Source organism: Prevotella heparinolytica (assembly GCF_002998535.1).
Lineage (GTDB): Bacteria > Bacteroidota > Bacteroidia > Bacteroidales > Bacteroidaceae > Bacteroides > Bacteroides heparinolyticus.
The window spans coordinates 2553720-2572688 of the sequence record NZ_CP027234.1; the positions used below are offsets into that span (position 1 = coordinate 2553720).

At 48.9% G+C, this 18969-nt stretch carries 13 protein-coding genes; 11 read left to right on the forward strand and 2 right to left on the reverse strand.

Annotated features, from left to right (window positions below; translation table 11 throughout):
* Positions 1-24: 24 nt before the first annotated feature.
* The 4 genes from C3V43_RS10280 (at position 25) to C3V43_RS10295 (ending at position 6274) form a co-directional block, all read left to right on the forward strand.
* The gene (locus tag C3V43_RS10280; protein WP_106069729.1) at positions 25-2001 is read left to right on the forward strand and encodes a glycoside hydrolase family 20 protein; all 1977 of its coding nucleotides are present in this window, start codon (positions 25-27) and stop codon (positions 1999-2001) included.
* A 16-nt stretch (positions 2002-2017) separates the two neighbouring features.
* Entirely contained in the window at positions 2018-3883 is a 1866-nt protein-coding gene (locus C3V43_RS10285; protein WP_106069730.1) for an FAD-dependent oxidoreductase, read from the forward strand.
* Between the two features lie 18 nt (positions 3884-3901).
* Positions 3902-4912 (forward strand): metallophosphoesterase family protein, encoded by a 1011-nt coding sequence (locus tag C3V43_RS10290; RefSeq protein WP_106069731.1) that lies wholly within the window; start codon positions 3902-3904, stop codon positions 4910-4912.
* A gap of 120 nt (positions 4913-5032) precedes the next feature.
* Positions 5033-6274 (forward strand): PNGase F N-terminal domain-containing protein, encoded by a 1242-nt coding sequence (locus tag C3V43_RS10295; protein WP_106069732.1) that lies wholly within the window; start codon positions 5033-5035, stop codon positions 6272-6274.
* Between the two features lie 14 nt (positions 6275-6288).
* On the opposite strand, the gene C3V43_RS10300 is transcribed toward C3V43_RS10295, so the two are convergent.
* Entirely contained in the window at positions 6289-7497 is a 1209-nt protein-coding gene (locus tag C3V43_RS10300) for an ROK family transcriptional regulator (RefSeq protein WP_106070556.1), read from the reverse strand.
* A gap of 160 nt (positions 7498-7657) precedes the next feature.
* Between C3V43_RS10300 and C3V43_RS10305 the strand changes: the two genes are divergently transcribed.
* From C3V43_RS10305 to C3V43_RS10330, 6 genes are all read left to right on the forward strand, one after another.
* Positions 7658-8104, forward strand: coding sequence for a NanQ anomerase/TabA/YiaL family protein (locus C3V43_RS10305; protein WP_106069733.1), 447 nt, complete (start codon positions 7658-7660; stop codon positions 8102-8104).
* Positions 8105-8520: 416 nt separating this feature from the next.
* Complete coding sequence (locus C3V43_RS10310; RefSeq protein WP_106069734.1) at positions 8521-9753, forward strand: MFS transporter; 1233 nt, start codon at positions 8521-8523, stop codon at positions 9751-9753.
* A 45-nt stretch (positions 9754-9798) separates the two neighbouring features.
* Entirely contained in the window at positions 9799-10716 is a 918-nt protein-coding gene (locus C3V43_RS10315; protein WP_106069735.1) for a dihydrodipicolinate synthase family protein, read from the forward strand.
* A gap of 12 nt (positions 10717-10728) precedes the next feature.
* Positions 10729-11925 carry an AGE family epimerase/isomerase gene (locus tag C3V43_RS10320; protein WP_106070557.1) on the forward strand — a complete coding sequence of 399 codons (1197 nt, stop codon included), beginning with the start codon at positions 10729-10731 and terminating at the stop codon, positions 11923-11925.
* Entirely contained in the window at positions 11915-12709 is a 795-nt protein-coding gene (locus tag C3V43_RS10325; protein ID WP_106069736.1) for a creatininase family protein, read from the forward strand. Before C3V43_RS10320 ends, C3V43_RS10325 begins: the two co-directional genes overlap by 11 nt.
* A 16-nt stretch (positions 12710-12725) precedes the next feature.
* The gene (locus C3V43_RS10330; RefSeq protein ID WP_106069737.1) at positions 12726-14432 is read left to right on the forward strand and encodes a sialidase family protein; all 1707 of its coding nucleotides are present in this window, start codon (positions 12726-12728) and stop codon (positions 14430-14432) included.
* Here the strand turns inward: C3V43_RS10330 and C3V43_RS10335 are convergent.
* Positions 14429-15136 carry a hypothetical protein gene (locus C3V43_RS10335; protein WP_106069738.1) on the reverse strand — a complete coding sequence of 236 codons (708 nt, stop codon included), beginning with the start codon at positions 15134-15136 and terminating at the stop codon, positions 14429-14431. The two genes, C3V43_RS10330 and C3V43_RS10335, sit on opposite strands and share 4 nt — an antisense overlap.
* A 443-nt stretch (positions 15137-15579) precedes the next feature.
* Between C3V43_RS10335 and C3V43_RS10340 the strand changes: the two genes are divergently transcribed.
* Entirely contained in the window at positions 15580-18951 is a 3372-nt protein-coding gene (locus C3V43_RS10340; protein WP_106069739.1) for a SusC/RagA family TonB-linked outer membrane protein, read from the forward strand.
* Positions 18952-18969 lie beyond the last annotated feature (18 nt).

Below are 18969 nucleotides of genomic sequence, written 5' to 3' on the forward strand. Positions count from 1 at the left end.
TTTGCTTGAATAAAAGAAATACTCATGAAAAAACAAATCTTATTGGCAACGCTGTTTACTGCCCTGCTTTTGGCTTCCTGTGCGAAACGTGAAACTTGCGCAACCGTTCGGCTGATACCGGCTGCGGACTCCGTCTCTGTTCCGGGGGGTAGTCTGGATTTGAATTCGCTGCACACAGTCAGCGCTCCCGAACAGTGGGAAGCCGTGTCTTCATTGTTCATCAAGGATGTGGACAGCCGGCTTGGGAAGAAGCTGGACTTTACTCATTCCGGTGCCGATATACAGATTTCATACCGGAGGGATATGGCAGAAGAGGCTTATCTGCTGGAAGTCCGGAAAGGGAAGATCGTCATCTCCGCCAGCAATGAAAGGGGAGTGATACATGCCTTTGTTACTTTGCAGCAGCTGATGATGCAGGCAGATAACGGGCGCATTCCGTTGCTTACCATACAAGATAAACCGAGATTTGAATACAGAGGGGTGATGTTGGATTGCAGCCGCCATTTCTGGACAGTGGCTGAATTGAAAGAAACCATCGACCAACTCTCTTTTTTCAAGCTGAATGTACTTCATCTTCATCTTACCGATAACCAAGCATGGCGACTGGCTGTCGATAAATATCCTGATTTGGTGGTTAAAGGAACTCATTATCCTGATTTCCCATCTTTGTCGGGCAACCATTATTCCAAGAAAGACCTGAAAGAGCTGGTAGCTTATGCGGCACTTCGCGGTGTTGAGATTATTCCCGAAGTGGATATGCCCGGTCATTGCCTTTCGTTGTTGGCTGCCATGCCCGAACTTTCGTGCCTCGACGGCCCTTTTGAACCTTATCCGGACGAACGGGAGCAAGACAAGCGCAAGCGCACATGGCAGAATATGCTGTGCATCGGCAATGAGAAGGTCTATGCCGTGGCGGATGATATCATTGGCGAATTATGCAACATATTCGCTTCGCCCTACATTCACATGGGAGGTGATGAAGTGGCCACAATGAATTGGGCGCAATGCCCTAAATGTAAGACTCTCTTTCGCAAGGAAGGTATGAAGGAACTTTCCGAGTTGCAGGATTACTTTACGCGGAAGGTCAGCCTGATGGTGCGGAAAAGAGGACGTAGAATGATAGGCTGGGATGAAATAAACGACAGAGGCGCAGCGGACAAAAGCGATATGCTCACCGTTTGGCAAGGCAATGGCCATAAGCGGCAGCGAAAAGCGGTGGAAGATAGCCTGTCGGTCATCATCTGTCCTAACGATCCGTGCTATTTCGACTATGGATATGCCAGAAATCCCACAGCCAAGGTATATGCTTGGGAACCTGTCAGCCCTGACATCGCTCCCGACAGAACACATCTTGTTAAAGGTGGGCAGGCATGCTTGTGGACTGAATTTGTCACTACTCAAAGCGAGGTGGAGCATATGCTCTATCCGAGGCTCTGCGCCCTTGCGGAAGTATTGTGGGTTCGGCAGGAAAAGAAAGATTGGGCTTCCATGATTCAACGAATCAAGTCTTTTGATAACATTTTCAAGACACTTCATATCGATTACTATGCGGGTGAATCGGAGCAGAAACGATGGTTCGTTCCGGGAGACACGCTTCCGCCATTGGCTGTGCCGGCTAAAATCGAGACGAGCATGGCTTCCATTAAACAATATCCACCCGAATATGCTTTCGATGGCGATACGCTCTCTTTCTTTGCCACTCCTTATTCCTTGATAAAAGGTGATTATTTTATGGTCGTTACAGAGCAACTGCGACTCATCGAGGATATTCGGATTTTGTGCGACATGTCTAAAGAATATCCGACCAATGCCGACATACTCATCAGTGCCGACGGGCAGGAATTCAGGAAAGTGGGAAGCTTTACTAAAGAAGGTAAAGCGGAAGTGAAGATGGAACCCTCACCGGTGAAAGCGGTGAAAATAGTGCTTACCGCTACTCATATGGCTCGTTTGTCTATCCGGGAAATCATATTGAAAGAATCCTCTGTTCAAAAACAATAAAATAATAATAAAGACAATGAAACACAGATATATCTTATTGTTGGTTGCCATCATCACCTTCAGTCCTCTCCTTGCCAAAGACATACTGGTTGAAGCGGAAAGCTTCGAGCAGAAAGGAGGATGGGCAGTCGACCAGCAATTTATGGATCTGATGGGGTCTCCCTATCTGATAGCTCATGGAATGGGAACTCCCGTTGCAGATGCTGTCACCGAGATAACAATCCCGGAAGCGGGCACATACCATGTCTATGTGCGTACCTACAACTGGACATCTCCGTGGCATCGTGGCGAAGGGCCGGGAAAGTTCGTGCTGAGAATCGGGAACAAAAAACTGAACACCGTGCTGGGCACGAAAGGAACGGCGTGGATGTGGCAATCTGCCGGCAGTGTCAAACTCCGTGCGGGAAAGACAAAGCTTGCCATACACGATTTGAGCGGGTTTGACGGACGGTGCGATGCTATCTACCTCACTACCGAGAAAGAACCGGTGCTTCCTGAAACTGCGGAAGAGTTGGCTGCCTTCAGGCGTAGCAAACTGCATCTTCCTTCCGAAGTGCCTGTGGCAGGGCAGTATGACCTTGTTGTGGTAGGAGCCGGAATAGCCGGGATGTCGGCTGCTGTGTCGGCAGCCCGTTTGGGATGCAAGGTGGCATTGATTAACGATCGTCCTGTTGTGGGAGGCAACAATAGCTCCGAGATACGCGTGCATTTAGGAGGGAATATCGAAATAGGCAAATACAAGGAATTGGGAGGTTTACAAAAAGAATTCGGCCCGTCAAGAGGAGGGAATGCCCAACCTGCCGAAATTTATGAAGACGCAAAGAAAATGGAGTGGTTGTCGGGAGAGGACAATCTGGCCTTGTTTATCAACTGCCGTGTTGTTGCTGTGGAGAAAGAAGGTGACCGGATTGTTTCCGTCATCGGCAGGCACATAGAGACAGGAAAAGAGATGAAGTTCGTTGCCCCTCTGTTCGTCGATTGCACAGGCGATGGTACGGTCGGTTATCTGGTAGGGGCACATTACCGGATGGGGCGCGAAGGAAAAGATGAGTTTGGAGAGAGCAGAGCTCCCGATAAATCGGATCTGCTCACGATGGGGGCATCCGTACAATGGTATTCGACTGAAACCGATAAACCTGCTGCTTTTCCGGATTTTAATTACGGAGTAACCTTCGACGACTGGACTTGCGAAAAGGTAACTCTCGGCGAGTGGACATGGGAGACCGGTATGAACAAACATCAGATCTACGATTTCGAGCAGATCCGCGATTACGGCATGTTGGTGATTTATGCCAATTGGAGTTATTTGAAAAACCGGCTGAAGGATAATGCCCCCTTTCGCAACAGGCGTCTGGGGTGGGTGGCCTATGTGGCCGGGAAAAGAGAGTCGCGCCGGCTGTTGGGCGACTACATCCTGAAAGAGGGAGACATGACGAAGCATGTGGTCCATGAAGACGCTTCGTTCACCGCATCGTGGAGCATTGACCTGCATTCGCCCGATCCGGAGAATGGCAGGAACTTTCCGGGAAACGAGTTCAAGGCAGTCACCGAGCATACGCTTATCTACCCTTACGAAGTGCCATACCGTTGTCTCTACTCGCGCAATGTAGCGAATCTGTTTATGGCAGGGAGGAATATCAGCGTTACGCATGTGGCTTTGGGCTCGGTTCGGGTGATGCGCACCACGGGCATGATGGGCGAAGTAGTAGGGATGGCGGCTTCGCTATGCAAGAAATACAATGTGGGTCCGCGCGGCATTTATTGGCATCATCTCGAAGAGCTGAAAGCGCTCATGCAAAAAGGGGTGAACCGGAAAGGATTGCCCAATAACCAGCGATACAATGAAGCCGGAATGTTGAATGAACGGCCTATGATTCAATAATCTTAAAGAATATGCAGTATGAAAAAAATTATCGAACTCTTCTTTTTGTGTTGTGCAATGGCAAATAGCATCACGATGCTTGCCCAACAACCCGATTTGCGTTTCCGCTCGGACAAGAAATTCAAGATTGTGCAGTTCACTGATATACACTGGGTGCCTGGCAATCCTGCTTCGGAAGATGCGTATGCGTGCATGAATGCCGTATTGGATACCGAGAAACCCAATTTGGTTGTTTATACGGGCGATCTGGTCTATGGCAAACCTGCCGCAGAAGCCCTGCAAAGATGCTTAAAGCCTGCCGTAGACCGTAAAATACCGTTTGCCGTGACTTGGGGAAACCATGACGACGAGCAGGACTTGAACCGACAGGCGCTTTTTGATGAAATAAAAGACCTGCCCGGCAACTGTACCGCCCGGACGGAGGGCTTGACAGGGATAACCAATTATATTTTACCGTTGAAATCGTCAGCCGGTAACACCACTTCTTTCCTCTTGTATGTCTTTGACAGCAATGCATATACCCAGTTGCCCAATGCCAAAGGTTATGCAGGTATACAACCGGATCAGGTGCAGTGGTATATCGAGAGGAGCAAGGCGTATACAAAAGCCAATGGGGGTACTCCCTATCCGGCTATGGCGTTTTTCCACATTCCCTTTCCGGAATACAATGAAGCTGCACAGAACGAAAATACAAGCCTGACGGGTACACGCAAAGAACGGGCTTGTTCCTCTTCATTGAACTACGGTTTGTTTGCTTCCATGCTTCAGTGTGGCGACGTGATGGCCACATTCGTAGGACACGACCATATCAACGACTATGCGGCGAACTGGAAAAACATACTGCTGTGCTACGGACGTTTCACGGGAGGCGATACCGTCTATTGCAACATTCCCGGAGGCAACGGCGCACGGGTCATCGAACTGACGGAAGGCGTGCGGAGTTTTACTACATGGATTCGCCTGCACGATGGTAAGGTCATCCATAGAATAAACTACCCGGAAGATTATGCTCCATATAAAAGCAAATAGGTTCAAGTAGTACGTCTGGAAAAAGTTTTTTACGGTTTTTTGCTCCTAAATCTTGGACTTATTATTATTTGTCCTCTTTTTTCCTTATTTTCGCGGCATTACCTTATAAAACTATCATTTATGAACAAAACGTCCTATTTCCTGCTGTCTCTTTTTTTATTGTCGTCCGTCTTGTCTGTTTCGGCCAAGAAGCATCCGGCTATGGGCGATCTGACACTTCGTGTATTTGATAAGACACCCGTTTGTTTCCGTCCCGATAGCTTGAAAGGCTATAACGAACCGGATGCCGACGGAGTGATACGTCTGGTGAACGGGCGCATCATCCTGAAGAAAATCCATTTGCCCTCTTATCGGCGCAACGTCAGGCTGACGGCAACCGTGAGCGTGGAGTCCAACGGTGACCGTTGGGACAAGACCGGTTCGTGCTTCGTATTGCCCAAGGAGTCGGTCATCAACATGTTGGGTATAGCGCGCGACGAACAACGTTATCCGGAGACGGATACCGCCCGTGTGGAGTCGTTCAAAGGCATAGTCTCTGCTGACGGTTATCGTCCTGCCGTAGAACTGATGCGCTTCATGACACCTTTCGGCGTAGGCTTTTACAGTGGTGGCGACGATGAAAAGGCATCATTGCGCAGGCCGGTCTATATAGACGGATGGGCACCCAAGGTGGAGTGGACGCAGGATATTACGGATCGTTACTCCTGTTTGGAAGGCGATGTATATGTGGGAATCCTCATCGACACATGGACTGCCGAGGGGTATGTGGCTTCTTTGACGCTGGAAGTGAAAGAGTCGGCCGTTCCGGAGGATGCTTTGCTCCGTACACGGGTGTTGCCGCTCATCAATACCGTGCCATACGTGGGGCAGTCGTTGCCCGACCTGTTTGCCCGTCGCGGCGTGACGGTAGATGCCGAGGTGCCTGCAAAGGCGAAGAACCTGCGTCTGCAATACATCACCACCGGGCATGGCGGACATTCGGGCGGCGATGAGTTTACGCAGCAACTCAATATCGTGAAGGCAGACGGGGATACCGTCATCCATTTTGTGCCTTGGCGCACGGATTGCGCTTCCTTCCGTCGTTTCAATCCCACGTCGGGCGTTTGGCTGGTGAAGCGCAAGGCGGCCTATATAGGCGAGAAGGGGTATGAGATGAAAGAGATAGAAGAACCGCTTGCCTCGTCCGACCTGTCGCGTTCCAACTGGTGTCCCGGTTCGGACGTGTGGCCGGCAACGGTATGCCTGAAGCATCTGAAGCCGGGCATCCATACCTTCACTTTCAGCATTCCGCACGCACAACCCGCCAAGGGCGATGAATTGAACCATTGGCTGGTTTCGGCCTATTTGGTTTGGGAAGAATAGGTGCCCCTTTGCGTTCAATCCTCGAACATGCGGCTGCGTGCCAACAGGCAGGCGCCCACTACTCCCGCCCGTTCTCTCAGTTTGGAGGCGGTCACGATGGAGTCTTTGTTCACCAGATTCAGCGAGTATTTCTTGATGGCGGTTTTGATGGGCTGTATGAGGTAGTCGTCGGCCAGCGACAAGGTTCCGCCTATGATAACCATCTCCGGATTGAACAGATTAATCAGTCCGGCGATGTGTTTGCCAAGCTCTTGCCCTATCTCTTCGATGATTTCGATGCAGAGCATATCTTCCTTGTTCACCGCCTCGATAATCTCGTCGAGCGTCAATGGCAATTCTTTGGAAGCGACGCGGCTGGACAGGATGGACTTCTCGTTTTTCCCGATACGTTCAAGCAGTATGCGGTGCATGGCCACCCCGGAGGCTTGTGTTTCCAGACAGCCTTTTTTGCCGCAATGACACAGAATCTCGTTGTCGAAGGCGTGTATGTGGCCGAACTCTCCGGAGAAACCCGACTTTCCGTTATAAATCTTTCCGTCGATGATGATGCCGATGCCCAGTCCCCAACTGACGTTGACGAAGATGACGTTTTTCTCGCCCTTCACGCATCCTTGCAGAAATTCGCCGTAGGTCATGGCGCGCGTGTCGTTGTCGATGCATACTTGGAAGCCGAGCTTCTCGGTCAGGATTTCGGCTAACGGGCGTTCGGAGAAGTTGAATTGGCTGAAGCTGTAGCCCGATTCGGGATTGACACGCCCTGATATGTTGATGTTGATATTCAGAATCTTTCCGGTATCGATGCTTGTTTTGGAAATGAATTTGCTGATGAGGCGGCACAACTCTTCCAATGCTTCGGGCGTGTTCTCAAAACGATAGGGGATGCCCATCTTTTGTTCCACCATATCTCCCTTGAAATTGATGATACCGATGTTGACGGAGAATTTTTTGATGTCTACCCCGATGAAGTAGCCCGATGCGGGATTCAGTCCGTAGAGGCTGGGGTGGCGTCCGCCGCTTGTTTCCAGTTTGCCGTAATCGTTGATGTAGCCTTCCTCGCACATTTCGCTGATGAACTTCGTGACGGTAGGCACACTGAGTCCCAACTCTTTTGAAAGGTCGGTAATCGTCGCGCTCCCGTTATAAATATAGTATTTGACGAACTTCTTCTTGATGAGCGCGTTTTTACTGCCCAATTCTATCTCCTTTAAAAGCTGTTGATGCATAATTCTTCTTTTTTCTGTTTGATTACTGGAATATTGCAAAAATACTATTTTTCCGTCAATTCTAAAAACTTTCTGTATTGTTTTATTAAAGAAGAGGTCTGCGATTAAATATTTTATATATTTGTGCCACATTATAAATTCTCTAAATTAAGAAAGACGAATGATTGTTTCTAATTTGCAAAACAGCAGTCGGATAGAAGGACTTCATCCGTTGTTCCCCCGACTTTTCGAGTATGTGAAAACACACGACTTGCTTCATGCCCCTTTGGGTAGGATTGAGATAGACGGCGACAATCTGTTTATCAATAATGTGAATCCCGCATGTGTGTCTCAGGAGCAACAACCGCTTGAGGCCCATCGTGTTTATATCGACGTGCATATATTGCTGGAAGGTGCCGAACGGATTGGTTGGAAGGCTTTGGAGGATGTGGCCGACGAAAAGCAGCCGTATGCAGAGGAGGGCGACTGTGCACTCTATGGCGACGTGCCTTCCGCCTTTGTCGACCTCAAACCCGGCGAGTTTCTTATTGTCTATCCCGAAGACCCGCATGCCCCCCTGATTGGAACAGGGAAGATTCGCAAGCTCATTGCGAAGGTGAAGCTCTGATCTTGGCGGAAACGTTTTTTAAAAGTCTTTTTCATATTCGGTTTGTCCTGATTTTTCAATATATCTTCTGATTTCGTAACAGCCTTGTAATCAAAAGGTTATCGGGAGGATGTATCAGTCGTATACTGAAGTACCATCAGTCGTATACTTAAGGTGCTTCAGTATACGACTGATGCCCCTTAAGTATAGGACTGTGTCCGAAAGGGTTTTTATTGTAATAAATTTTTCAAGCATCCGTTCTGTCTCGAAGCTAAAAACGGCATGGACTTTCGCGTCTGTTGGAATGCTGTCTCTTGGTTGTTTAGAAAAGGTCGAGCTATTTAATTAAATATTTTATCAAACCCTGCGGTTGTTATTGAAAATATTTATATATTTGTCCCGTTGATATAATCTATGCGAATATAAAACATCTACACATGAAGAATAAAAATGTATATCCGTGGGTGGTAGTCGGTTTGTTGTGGGTAGTGGCGTTGCTCAACTACATGGATCGGCAAATGCTTTCCACCATGCAGGAAGCTATGAAGGCAGATATTGCGGAGTTGAACAAAGCAGAGGCTTTTGGAGCGCTGATGGCGATTTTCCTCTGGATTTATGGCTTTTTAAGTCCCGTGGCAGGTATGATTGCCGACCGCGTAAATCGCAAGTGGTTGGTGGTGGGCAGCTTGTTCGTATGGTCGGCTGTCACTTCGCTGATGGGATATGCCGACAGCTTCGGGGAACTCTACTGGCTGCGTGCGCTGATGGGCGTCAGCGAGGCGCTTTATATACCTGCGGCACTTTCGTTGATTGCCGATTGGCATCAGGGCAAGTCTCGTTCGCTGGCCATCGGCATACACATGACGGGATTGTACGTAGGGCAGGCCATCGGAGGTTTTGGCGCAACGATTGCGGCGCTGTTCTCGTGGCATACCACGTTTCATTGGTTCGGTTTCATCGGCATGGGCTATTCGTTAGTGCTGATGCTGGCGTTGCGCGAAAACCCTGTGCACGTCGAGAAGAAGCCGACGGATGCGCCGGTAGTCGCGAAACCTTCGTTGTTGGGCGGACTGGGCATGCTGTTTTCCATGTGGGCGTTTTGGATTATCTTGTTCTACTTCGCAGTTCCCAGTCTGCCGGGCTGGGCTACCAAGAATTGGCTGCCTACACTGTTTGCCGATAGTCTGGGCATTCCGATGTCCGAAGCCGGACCTATTTCCACCATTACCATAGCGGTGTCGTCCTTCGTCGGTGTCATCGTGGGCGGCATTCTGTCCGACCGTTGGGTGCAGAAGAATATCCGCGGACGCGTATATACGGGCGCCATCGGTTTGGGAATGACCATCCCCGCACTTGTTCTGCTGGGATTCGGACACAGCTTCGTGGCTGTGGTTGGCGCCGGATTGCTGTTCGGTGTGGGCTATGGCATTTTCGATGCCAACAACATGCCCATTCTTTGCCAGTTTGTGCCTGCCCGGCTTCGTGGCACGGCCTATGGCATCATGAACATGACGGGGGTCTTTGCCGGTGCTGCCGTGACGCAGTTGCTGGGCAAGTGGACCGACGGAGGAAGCTTGGGACAAGGCTTTGCCATGCTGGGTGGCGTGGTGCTGGTGGCCTTGGCGCTTCAGGTGCTTTTCTTACGCCCCACGACGGATAATATGGAATAAGACAGAGAGGTGAATTTTAATAGCTAACTTTATAAATAAAAGAATATGGAAAAAATCATTGGATTGATTGATGCGCCGTTTACTCCTTTTTACGAGAATGGTGAGGTGAACTACGAACCCATTGCGGCTTATGCCAAGATGCTGCACAAGAATGGGTTGCAGGGTGTATTTATCAACGGTTCTTCAGGCGAGGGCTATATGCTGACCGACGAAGAGCGCATGCGCTTGGCCGAGCGTTGGGTGGCCGAAGCCCCCGAAGGCTTCAAAGTGATTGTGCATGTGGGCAGCTGCTGCGTGAAGTCGAGCCGTGCCTTGGCCGAACATGCCGCTAAAATCGGTGCATGGGGCATCGGAGCCATGGCTCCTCCTTTCCCTAAGATAGGCCGCATCGAAGAGTTGGTGAAGTACATCGAAGAGATTGCTTCGGGCGCTCCCCAACTGCCGTTCTACTACTATCATATCCCGGCATTCAACGGTGCTTTCCTGCCGATGGTGAAGCTGCTGGAGGCCGTAGACGGCCGCGTGCCCAACTTTGCGGGCATCAAATATACGTTCGAGAGCATCTACGAATACAATCAATGCCGCATGTACAAGGGCGGTAAGTTCGATATGTTGCACGGACAGGACGAAACCATCCTGCCCAGCCTTGCCATGGGCGGTGCACAGGGCGGCATAGGCGGTACCACCAATTACAACGGCCGCGAACTGGTAGGCATCATCGAAGCATGGAAAGCCGGTGATTTGGAGACGGCGCGCGAACGCCAGAACTTCTCGCAGGAGGTGATTAACGTCATCTGCCGTTATCGCGGCAACATTGTCGGCGGTAAGCGCATCATGAAACTCATCGGCTTGGATTTGGGTAAAAACCGCACGCCTTTCCAGAACATGACCGACGAGGAAGAAACGCAGATGAAAGCCGAGCTGGAAGCCATCGGTTTCTTTGACCGTTGCAATAAATTCTAAAGTATGGATGATATGAATGTGACTGAATATTTAAAGGTCTGGGCAGACTCCTACAAGCACGACCTGACGGCCGATATCCTGCCTTTTTGGTTGGCCAACGGTCTCGACCGCAAGCATGGCGGTGTGTACACCTGCCTCGACCGCGAAGGACGGTTGATGGACAGCACCAAGTCGGTGTGGTTTCAAGGTCGCTTCGGTTTTGTGGCTGCTTATGCCTATAATCAGGTGGAACGCAACCCTGAGTGGCTGGAAGCGTCGAAGAGTTGCATCGACTTCATCGAGGCTTATTGCGCCGATGCCGACGGACACATGTATTTCGAAGTGGCTGCCGACGGCACTCCGTTGCGCAAGCGTCGTTATGTGTTCTCCGAGTGCTTTGCGGCGATAGCCATGTCCGAGTATGCCATTGCGTCGGGCGACAAACGCTATGCCGAAAAGGCACTTGAGCTGTTCAAACGGATTCAGAGGTTCCTTGCTACCCCCGGCTTTCTGGAACCCAAGTATCTGCCTGCTTTGCAAGCACGCGGACACTCCATCACCATGATTCTCATCAACACCGCTTCCCGCATCCGGGCAGCCATTGACGACCCTGTACTTAACACACAGATAGACGAATCGCTCGACGCCATCCGCCGCTACTTCATTCATCCCGAATTCAAGGCATTGCTCGAAATGGTAGGCCCTGAAGGAGAATTCATCGACACCTGCAACGGCCGCCTTATCAATCCCGGCCACTGCATCGAGACCGCTTGGTTCATCCTCGAAGAGGCTCGCCACCGCAACTGGGACAAGAGCCTGACCGACATGGCCCTGCAAATACTCGACTGGTCGTGGCAGTGGGGTTGGGACGAGCAATACGGTGGTATCATCAATTTCCGCGACTGCCGCAACCTGCCGGTGCAGGACTATTCGCAAGACATGAAATTCTGGTGGCCGCAGACCGAAGCCATCATAGCCACGCTCTATGCTTATCAGGCCACGAAGGACGAGAAGTATCTGGCCATGCACAAGCAAATCAGCGACTGGACCTATGCGCACTTCCCCGACCGGGAGCACGGAGAGTGGTACGGCTATCTGCATCGCGACGGCACGGTGGCACAACCTGCCAAAGGCAATATCTTTAAAGGGCCTTTCCACATTCCCCGCATGATGATTCGCAGTTATTCGTTGTGTAATGACATCTGTAACGATATTTACCATGAAAAATAAAAATCACTTGAACCTGTCCCTGGCTTCCTATGGCGAAGTCAGGGACTTGACTTACGATTTGGTCGTGCTGCCTTGGGGAGCCACCGAGCCTCACAATCTCCATCTGCCTTATCTGACCGATGCCATCTTGTCGCATGCCGTGGCGGTGGATGCCGCCGAGAAGGCTTTGCAGCAGTACGGAGTGCGTTGCATGGTGTTGCCTCCCGTCACGTTGGGCTCTCAGAATCCGGGACAGCGAAACCTCAAGTTCTGCATCCATGCCCGCTATGGAACGCAAAAGGCTGTGCTCGCCGATACGGTGGCCTCGCTTCATGCACAGGGCTTCCGCAAGCTTGTCATCATCAACGGGCACGGTGGCAACAATTTCAAGAACATGATTCGCGACTTGGCGGTGGACTATCCCGATTTTCTGATTGCAGTGAGTGACTGGTTTGCTGTGCTTCCTGCCAAAGACTATTTTGATAATCCCGGCGACCATGCCGACGAAATGGAAACTTCCGCCATGATGCATTATCATCCCGAATCAGTGGATTTGTCTGCGGCAGGTTCCGGCAATTATAAACCGTTTTCTTTGCCTGCCTTGCGTGAAAAGGTGGCTTGGATGCCGCGCGACTGGAGCCGGGCAACCGAAGATACGGGTATCGGCAATCCGTCGCTCTCCACTGCAGAGAAAGGGAGGAGATTTACACAAGCCGTTGCCGATAAATATGCCGAGCTGTTTGCCCAGTTGTCTCGCACACGTTTCCCTGAAGATTTTTACGAAACAGGCTCGCAGGAGCAATAATAAGGAGGAATTCCTCATGATGGGTAAGATTCACGCTTCCACCATTCTTTTTCTTGCGGTGTGTTTGTTTTCTGCTCGCGGACAAGAAAAGAACAGTCCGAGTTCCATAGACTCTGTATATGCCCCCGTGCGTGTCTCTTCCGTTCCCTCGGATGCGTACATCGGTTTGTCGATGCTCAAAAACGGAGAAATCAGACATTACAACTATGGTGAACAAGCCGATCCCGGCACTTTTTATCTCTCAAGTATGGATAAGGGTTTGACGTGGAAGAAGGTTCGATACACCCCCGACATGCTTTTCGGTGATGTGAGAAGCCCTCTTAGCGAGGAGTACATCCGGTTGTTTCATGCGGGAAGCATGGGTGTGTATTGCATACGTACGGACGGGGGGATAGAAGGAGACCGTACGTTGACAAAGGTGGCGAATACACAATCCATCATGCTGAAACCTCCCGTTTTTATACGCGGGGGTAAGCGCGTGGTGGTGGCTGCGCATGGCGACGTCTCGCCCAAAGGGTGCTATACGTACGTGTCGGACGATGACGGACGCACTTGGCGGCGTTCTAACATCGTGACAGCCCCCGATCATCGTCCCGGCGGATTCCACAAAGGCACGCGATGGAACCACGGGGCAGTGGAGCCTACGGTTGTGGAACTGAAAGACGGGAGGCTATGGATGTTGATGCGTACTGCCCAAGATCGTCACTACGAGGCTTTTTCTGAAGATGGAGGTCTGACGTGGGGAGAATCCTCTCCCTCTGCGTTCTACGGTACTATCACCATGCCCACCATCGGTCGGCTTGCCGATGGGCGTCTGCTCCTCTTTTGGTGCAATACCACCTCGCTGCCCGAACTGGCAACGGCCACCGGAATTTGGGATGACGTGTTCACCAATCGTGACGCAGCCCACGTGGCCATTTCGGAGGATGACGGAAAAACGTGGAAAGGCTTTCGCGAATTGCGTCTCAATCCGTATCGTAACGACCGTTATTATGCCAGTCATTCTACCGGAGTAGACCGCAGTGTGCATCAATCGCAATTCATAGAAGTGGCTCCCGGCAAGATATTGGTTGCCACAGGGCAACACCCCTCGCTGCGTGCCATGTATCTGTTCGACGTAAACTGGCTGTATGAGCGGGAACGCTCGGACGACTTCTCAAATGGGCTTGATGATTGGTGCGTTTTCAACTATATCAAAGGCATCAAGGGGCATTGCGCCTACGACCGTATGCCGGGTTGCAAACTTGAAGCCCATTCGGATAAAGAGGCCGGACAGGTGCTGCATATAAAATATGAAGCAGATACTTCCTTGGTGGCCGACAGTCGCGGTGCGGTCTGGAACTTCCCTGCAATGAAGCAAGGCGAATTTACTGCCCGCATCCGCATCCCTGAAAGGAGCGAGCAAGTCTCTCTGCTTCTCAACGATCGCTGGATGAATCCCTCGGACACGGTGGCACGGTATGAGTGCATGTATGAACTCAAGTTGAATCGCAAGGAGCTATGTATACGTGACGATGGATGGCACGAACTCTCCCTGCGCTGGGATTTGTCGCAAGGCGATTCTCATGCGCGGCTCTTTGTTGACGGAAAGAGAAACAGGTGTCTCATTCCTTTGAAGAATAAGACGTGCCACGGCATCAGCTACGTGCATTTCATTGCTTCGCCTGCGCCGGAGAATCCCGGTGTGTATGTGGATTGGGTAAAGGCGTGCGCCTCGCGTTAGCGAAAGAAGCCCAATCCCAACTCTATGAACTTCAAATTCCTGCTCTTTATGCTTGGAGTTGTGTCAAGCTTCTGCCCTGCCGGTGTATAAAACCATGCAGTCTTTATACTTTGCTTTTTAGTCCGGTCGAAACACAAATGTTCAAGGACGATATACTTATTCACATCATCGGAGCAATATCCGCATGAAATCCGCAGGGTGAAGCGGTTGTCTGTTGCATCTATCTCTTTGCAGAGCAGATTTATGTCTTCTTGCAGCCATTGCAGTTTTTCGCAATCGTTCAACTCGTATTGGCATACTTGGGGAATGATGCCTTGCTCTCCGATGAAGTTGGTGCAGATGAGTTTGGCATTTTTCTTAAAACTACCCTCTACTTTATCGAAGTTCACTTGCCGCCCGTTGCTGGCATAGCATGCGATACCGGAAATATAATCAAGCGCTACTTTTTCGTAGCTGATGGCCACCAGTAGGTTGTCTTCGTGAGTAAATTTGTAGACTTTCCAAAGAATGTTGGGGTGGAAAGACTCATGCGCCCAAGGCATTATGATTTCAATTTGCTTATCTTCCAGCCATGTCGGTGTTCCTTCTCCGTTCCATTCATTACTCACGTTGTTGTCAATGTAGAAATCTTCTTTGGAGCATCCTGCATTGCTTAGGCAGAAAGCCGCAAGTAGCAGATAAAAGAGTATTTTTTTCATTTTCATATAATTGATGATTAAAGGTTTATGTACAAAGATATGATTTTAATTCGTGAGAAGCAACAAAGCAGACAATAAATAAAGCTTTGGGTCTATATACTTACCTATAACGGTGTCGTTCCATGTATGAGATTTGCATCTTGTGCAGTGCGAGATACACATATTGTGCTTGTTAAGCCTCTTGTGTTCGAATATTAAGATGCGTGCACGTTGTTTGTCGGTATCTGCTTATATGATTTTGCAAGCAGTTTATATTATATTTTAAGATATGCTGGACTTACGTTATTTTTTTAATAAGAGTAGCGTGATTTATGTATTTTTTTATTTATTCTTTGATTATTTGAATATTTTGATTATCTTTGCGCTGTTAATGCAACTTTTTATGTTAATAGTTTTATTATACAATCACGATTTATATTAATTCCTTTTTTAATAATAATGTAAATACTATGGTGAAACAAGTGAAATCAGTTTGTGTGCTGTTGTTGGCGTTGACGGTGTCGTCGAGCGTAGCTTATGCAGCGACAGAAAGCGAAAATGCCCATGTGCAGGTGGTGCAACAGAGCGGTACTTGCAAGGGTGTGGTAGTTGATGCAACCGGCGAGACAGTGATTGGAGCGTCGGTGGTGGTGAAAGGAACGACCAATGGTACAATTACCGGATTGGACGGTGACTTCTCGTTGACAGGTGTAAAGAAAGGAGATGTGATTCAGGTTTCTTTCGTGGGATATGAAACGCAAGAGGTGGTTTGGAATGGAAATTCTACCCCCCCCCTCTGTATTGTGTTGAAAGACAGCTCTTTAGCTATTGATGAGGTAGTTGTTACCGCTTATGGTGGAAGACAGATTCGTTCAAAATTAACAAACTCTATTGCGAAAGTAGATAAAGGGACGTTGACTTCCGGTATGCATTCTAATCCGGCGCAAGCCTTGTCGGGTGCGGTGGCTGGTCTTCAGGTAAGACAGACCAGTGGTGACCCGGGTGCCACTCCTACGCTGATTCTGCGTGGTGGTACAAGCCTGGACGGTTCAGGCTCTCCGTTGGTGATTATTGACGGTGCACAACGTTCCTTGAGCGACATCAACCCTTCGGATATTGAGTCAATGGAGGTAATGAAAGATGCCGGTGCAACTGCTATTTATGGTGCTCGGGCTGCTAATGGTGTGATTTTGGTGACTACTAAACGCGGTAAGGCCGGAACAGGTAACATTAATGTCCGTGCCAAGTATGGCTTAAATTATTTCCACAATGCATATAATTTCTTGGGTGCAAAAGATTATATTTATTGGATGCGTATGGCATATAAAAATGCATCCAATGCTTATACGGACTCCAATGGCACCGCAAAAGGTTGGACAAACATGAATGCGTTGACACAAGCACAACCTTTCGGAACCGGTAATATTTATTTTAACGCCGATGGGACGCCTGCCGATGGAAATAAGGTGAATAACGCCAACTGGAGCGTTATGAAGTATTCCGATAATCTGGCTTTTTTGCTTAAAGAAGGATGGCAGACTATGGAAGACCCTGTGTATGGCGATAAACTGATTTTCAAAGAGTTTATGATGCAGGATGTGAATATCAATACACCAGCTTTCAGTCAAGATTATACCGTTGACTTTACGGGAGGTAATGACAAAGGCGCTTATTATGCCAGCTTAGGTTTCAATGACTCGGAGGGTAATGCCACGAAGAACTGGTACAAACGCTTCACCTTTACTTTTAATGGCGACTACAAAATCAAGCCGTGGCTGACTTCAAACTCTTCTTTTAATTATTCTCACAACACATGGTTCGGTTTGGTGGGTAATGTTGCAGTGCAACATTATTTCAGCCGTGTATTTTCTGTTCCACCTACATTCCGTGGCAAGAACCCTGATGGCGAGTGGCTGATTGGTGTACGTGGTACGGGAGATGCGAACGTGCAGACCTACATGGATGCTCAGCAGCGTGATAATAATACCGATAAGTTCACCATGACCCAGGCATTTACCATTGCTCTGATGAAAGGTCTGGACCTGAAACTGAGCGGTAGCTGGTATTACGAAGACACCAAACACGAGTTCTTTAATCGGGATTATATGACGGGCGTTAACCGTTGGTATCGCAACCGTTGGACTTACGACCACTATAACCGTACATTAAATCAAACTTATAACGCAGTGGCCACTTACAACAATACATTCAAGAAGCACAGCGTGAATGCTATGGGTGGCTTTGAATATTACTATCAGGAAAGAAAGGGTTTTGAAGCTTCCGGAGAAGGTGCTCCGACCGATTCGTTCCAAGACCTTTCGTTGACCGACCCCGAAAAGCGCAACATGGACTCTTGGCACTCACAAGATCGTATCATGTCTTTCTTTGGTAAGGTAGACTATGATTATGCAGGCAAATATCTGCTCTCGGCCGTAGTGCGTCAGGACGGCTATTCACGTTTGGCCAAAGATAACCGCTGGGGCTTCTTCCCGGGCATTTCTGCCGGTTGGATTATCGGTAAGGAAGAGTTCATGGAATCATGGAAGGATGTCATTTCATTCGCTAAGTTGCGTGCAAGCTACGGTGCCAACGGTAACTTGGATACAAACTATATCGGTTATTATACTGTGCAGGGTTCGTATGGAACGACCACCAACTATGATGGTAGCGGTGCTACGTTGATGACTCAACTGCCCAATCCCGGGCTTCGTTGGGAAAAATCATACACGTTCGAGGTCGGTGCTGATGTCAGTTTCTTGAATAATAAGTATAACCTGAATCTGACCTTTTACAACCGTCGTACAAAAGATAAATTAGCTTACATCAAATTGCCCTCTCACTCGGGTGTTGAAGAATACCTCACTAATAACGGTGAAATCCAGAATCAGGGTCTTGAATTAGAGGCAAGTGCTCGTCTGATTGACAATAAGGATTGGAAATGGAATGTGAACTTCAATGTTGCCTATAATAAGAATAAAGTTATTTCATTGCCCAATAACGGATTGAAAAATAATATGCAGGGAGCTATGCAGGTTTATACTGGGAAAGGTGACCAAAAAATATGGGTAGGTGGTTACCAGGAAGGACAAACACCCGGTGATATCTATGGGTTCAAGGCCGAAGGCATTTATAAGAGTTATGATGAAATTCCGGGACAGCTGATAGACAGAAGTAGCGGTAATAACGGTGCTAACAATAAAATCCTGTATGGACCGGAAATATGGGCCAAAATGAGTGATGATGAAAAAGCGAAAGCACTCCCCATTCAGCCGGGTGATGTGAAATGGAAAGATGTGAACGGTGATGGTGTTATCGATGATTATGATAAGGTGAAGTTGGGTAGTGCTGTACCTAAGTGGACAGGTGGTCTGTCAACTAATGTATCTTGGAAAGGCTTGACATTGAATGCTCGTTTCGACTATGCGTTGGGTCATAAAATCGTAGATACGAAGACACCGTGGATCATGGGTAACATGCAAGGTACTTACAATACGATCGATTTGGTGTTTGACAGTTGGACGGAAAAGAATCCAAACGCCAAGTATCCTACGTATGTATGGGCTGACCAACTTGGAAAACGTAACGTAGCTCGCCACAACACCAGCATGTTTGTGTATGATGCCAGCTATCTGGCTGTTCGTGAAATCAGTTTGGGCTATAGCTTGCCGAAAGCTTGGATTCAGAAAGTGAAGATGGAAAAGCTGGAGCTGAATGTTACTGCCCAGAATTTAGGTTATATCACGGATGCCAAGTATGTGGCTTCTCCTGAGTATGGTTCAGATGGATGGGGTGGCTATCCTTTGCCTCGTACGCTGATATTTGGTTTAAACATTACATTCTAACATTACAATAGAGCATTA

Coding starts and splice junctions, on each gene's coding strand:
- C3V43_RS10280 (WP_106069729.1), top strand. CDS start 25: ATGAAAAAACAAATCTTATTGGCAACGCTGTTTACTGCCCTGCTTTTG.
- C3V43_RS10285 (WP_106069730.1), top strand. CDS start 2,018: ATGAAACACAGATATATCTTATTGTTGGTTGCCATCATCACCTTCAGT.
- C3V43_RS10290 (WP_106069731.1), top strand. CDS start 3,902: ATGAAAAAAATTATCGAACTCTTCTTTTTGTGTTGTGCAATGGCAAAT.
- C3V43_RS10295 (WP_106069732.1), top strand. CDS start 5,033: ATGAACAAAACGTCCTATTTCCTGCTGTCTCTTTTTTTATTGTCGTCC.
- C3V43_RS10300 (WP_106070556.1), bottom strand. CDS start 7,497: ATGCATCAACAGCTTTTAAAGGAGATAGAATTGGGCAGTAAAAACGCG.
- C3V43_RS10305 (WP_106069733.1), top strand. CDS start 7,658: ATGATTGTTTCTAATTTGCAAAACAGCAGTCGGATAGAAGGACTTCAT.
- C3V43_RS10310 (WP_106069734.1), top strand. CDS start 8,521: ATGAAGAATAAAAATGTATATCCGTGGGTGGTAGTCGGTTTGTTGTGG.
- C3V43_RS10315 (WP_106069735.1), top strand. CDS start 9,799: ATGGAAAAAATCATTGGATTGATTGATGCGCCGTTTACTCCTTTTTAC.
- C3V43_RS10320 (WP_106070557.1), top strand. CDS start 10,729: ATGAATGTGACTGAATATTTAAAGGTCTGGGCAGACTCCTACAAGCAC.
- C3V43_RS10325 (WP_106069736.1), top strand. CDS start 11,915: ATGAAAAATAAAAATCACTTGAACCTGTCCCTGGCTTCCTATGGCGAA.
- C3V43_RS10330 (WP_106069737.1), top strand. CDS start 12,726: ATGATGGGTAAGATTCACGCTTCCACCATTCTTTTTCTTGCGGTGTGT.
- C3V43_RS10335 (WP_106069738.1), bottom strand. CDS start 15,136: ATGAAAATGAAAAAAATACTCTTTTATCTGCTACTTGCGGCTTTCTGC.
- C3V43_RS10340 (WP_106069739.1), top strand. CDS start 15,580: ATGGTGAAACAAGTGAAATCAGTTTGTGTGCTGTTGTTGGCGTTGACG.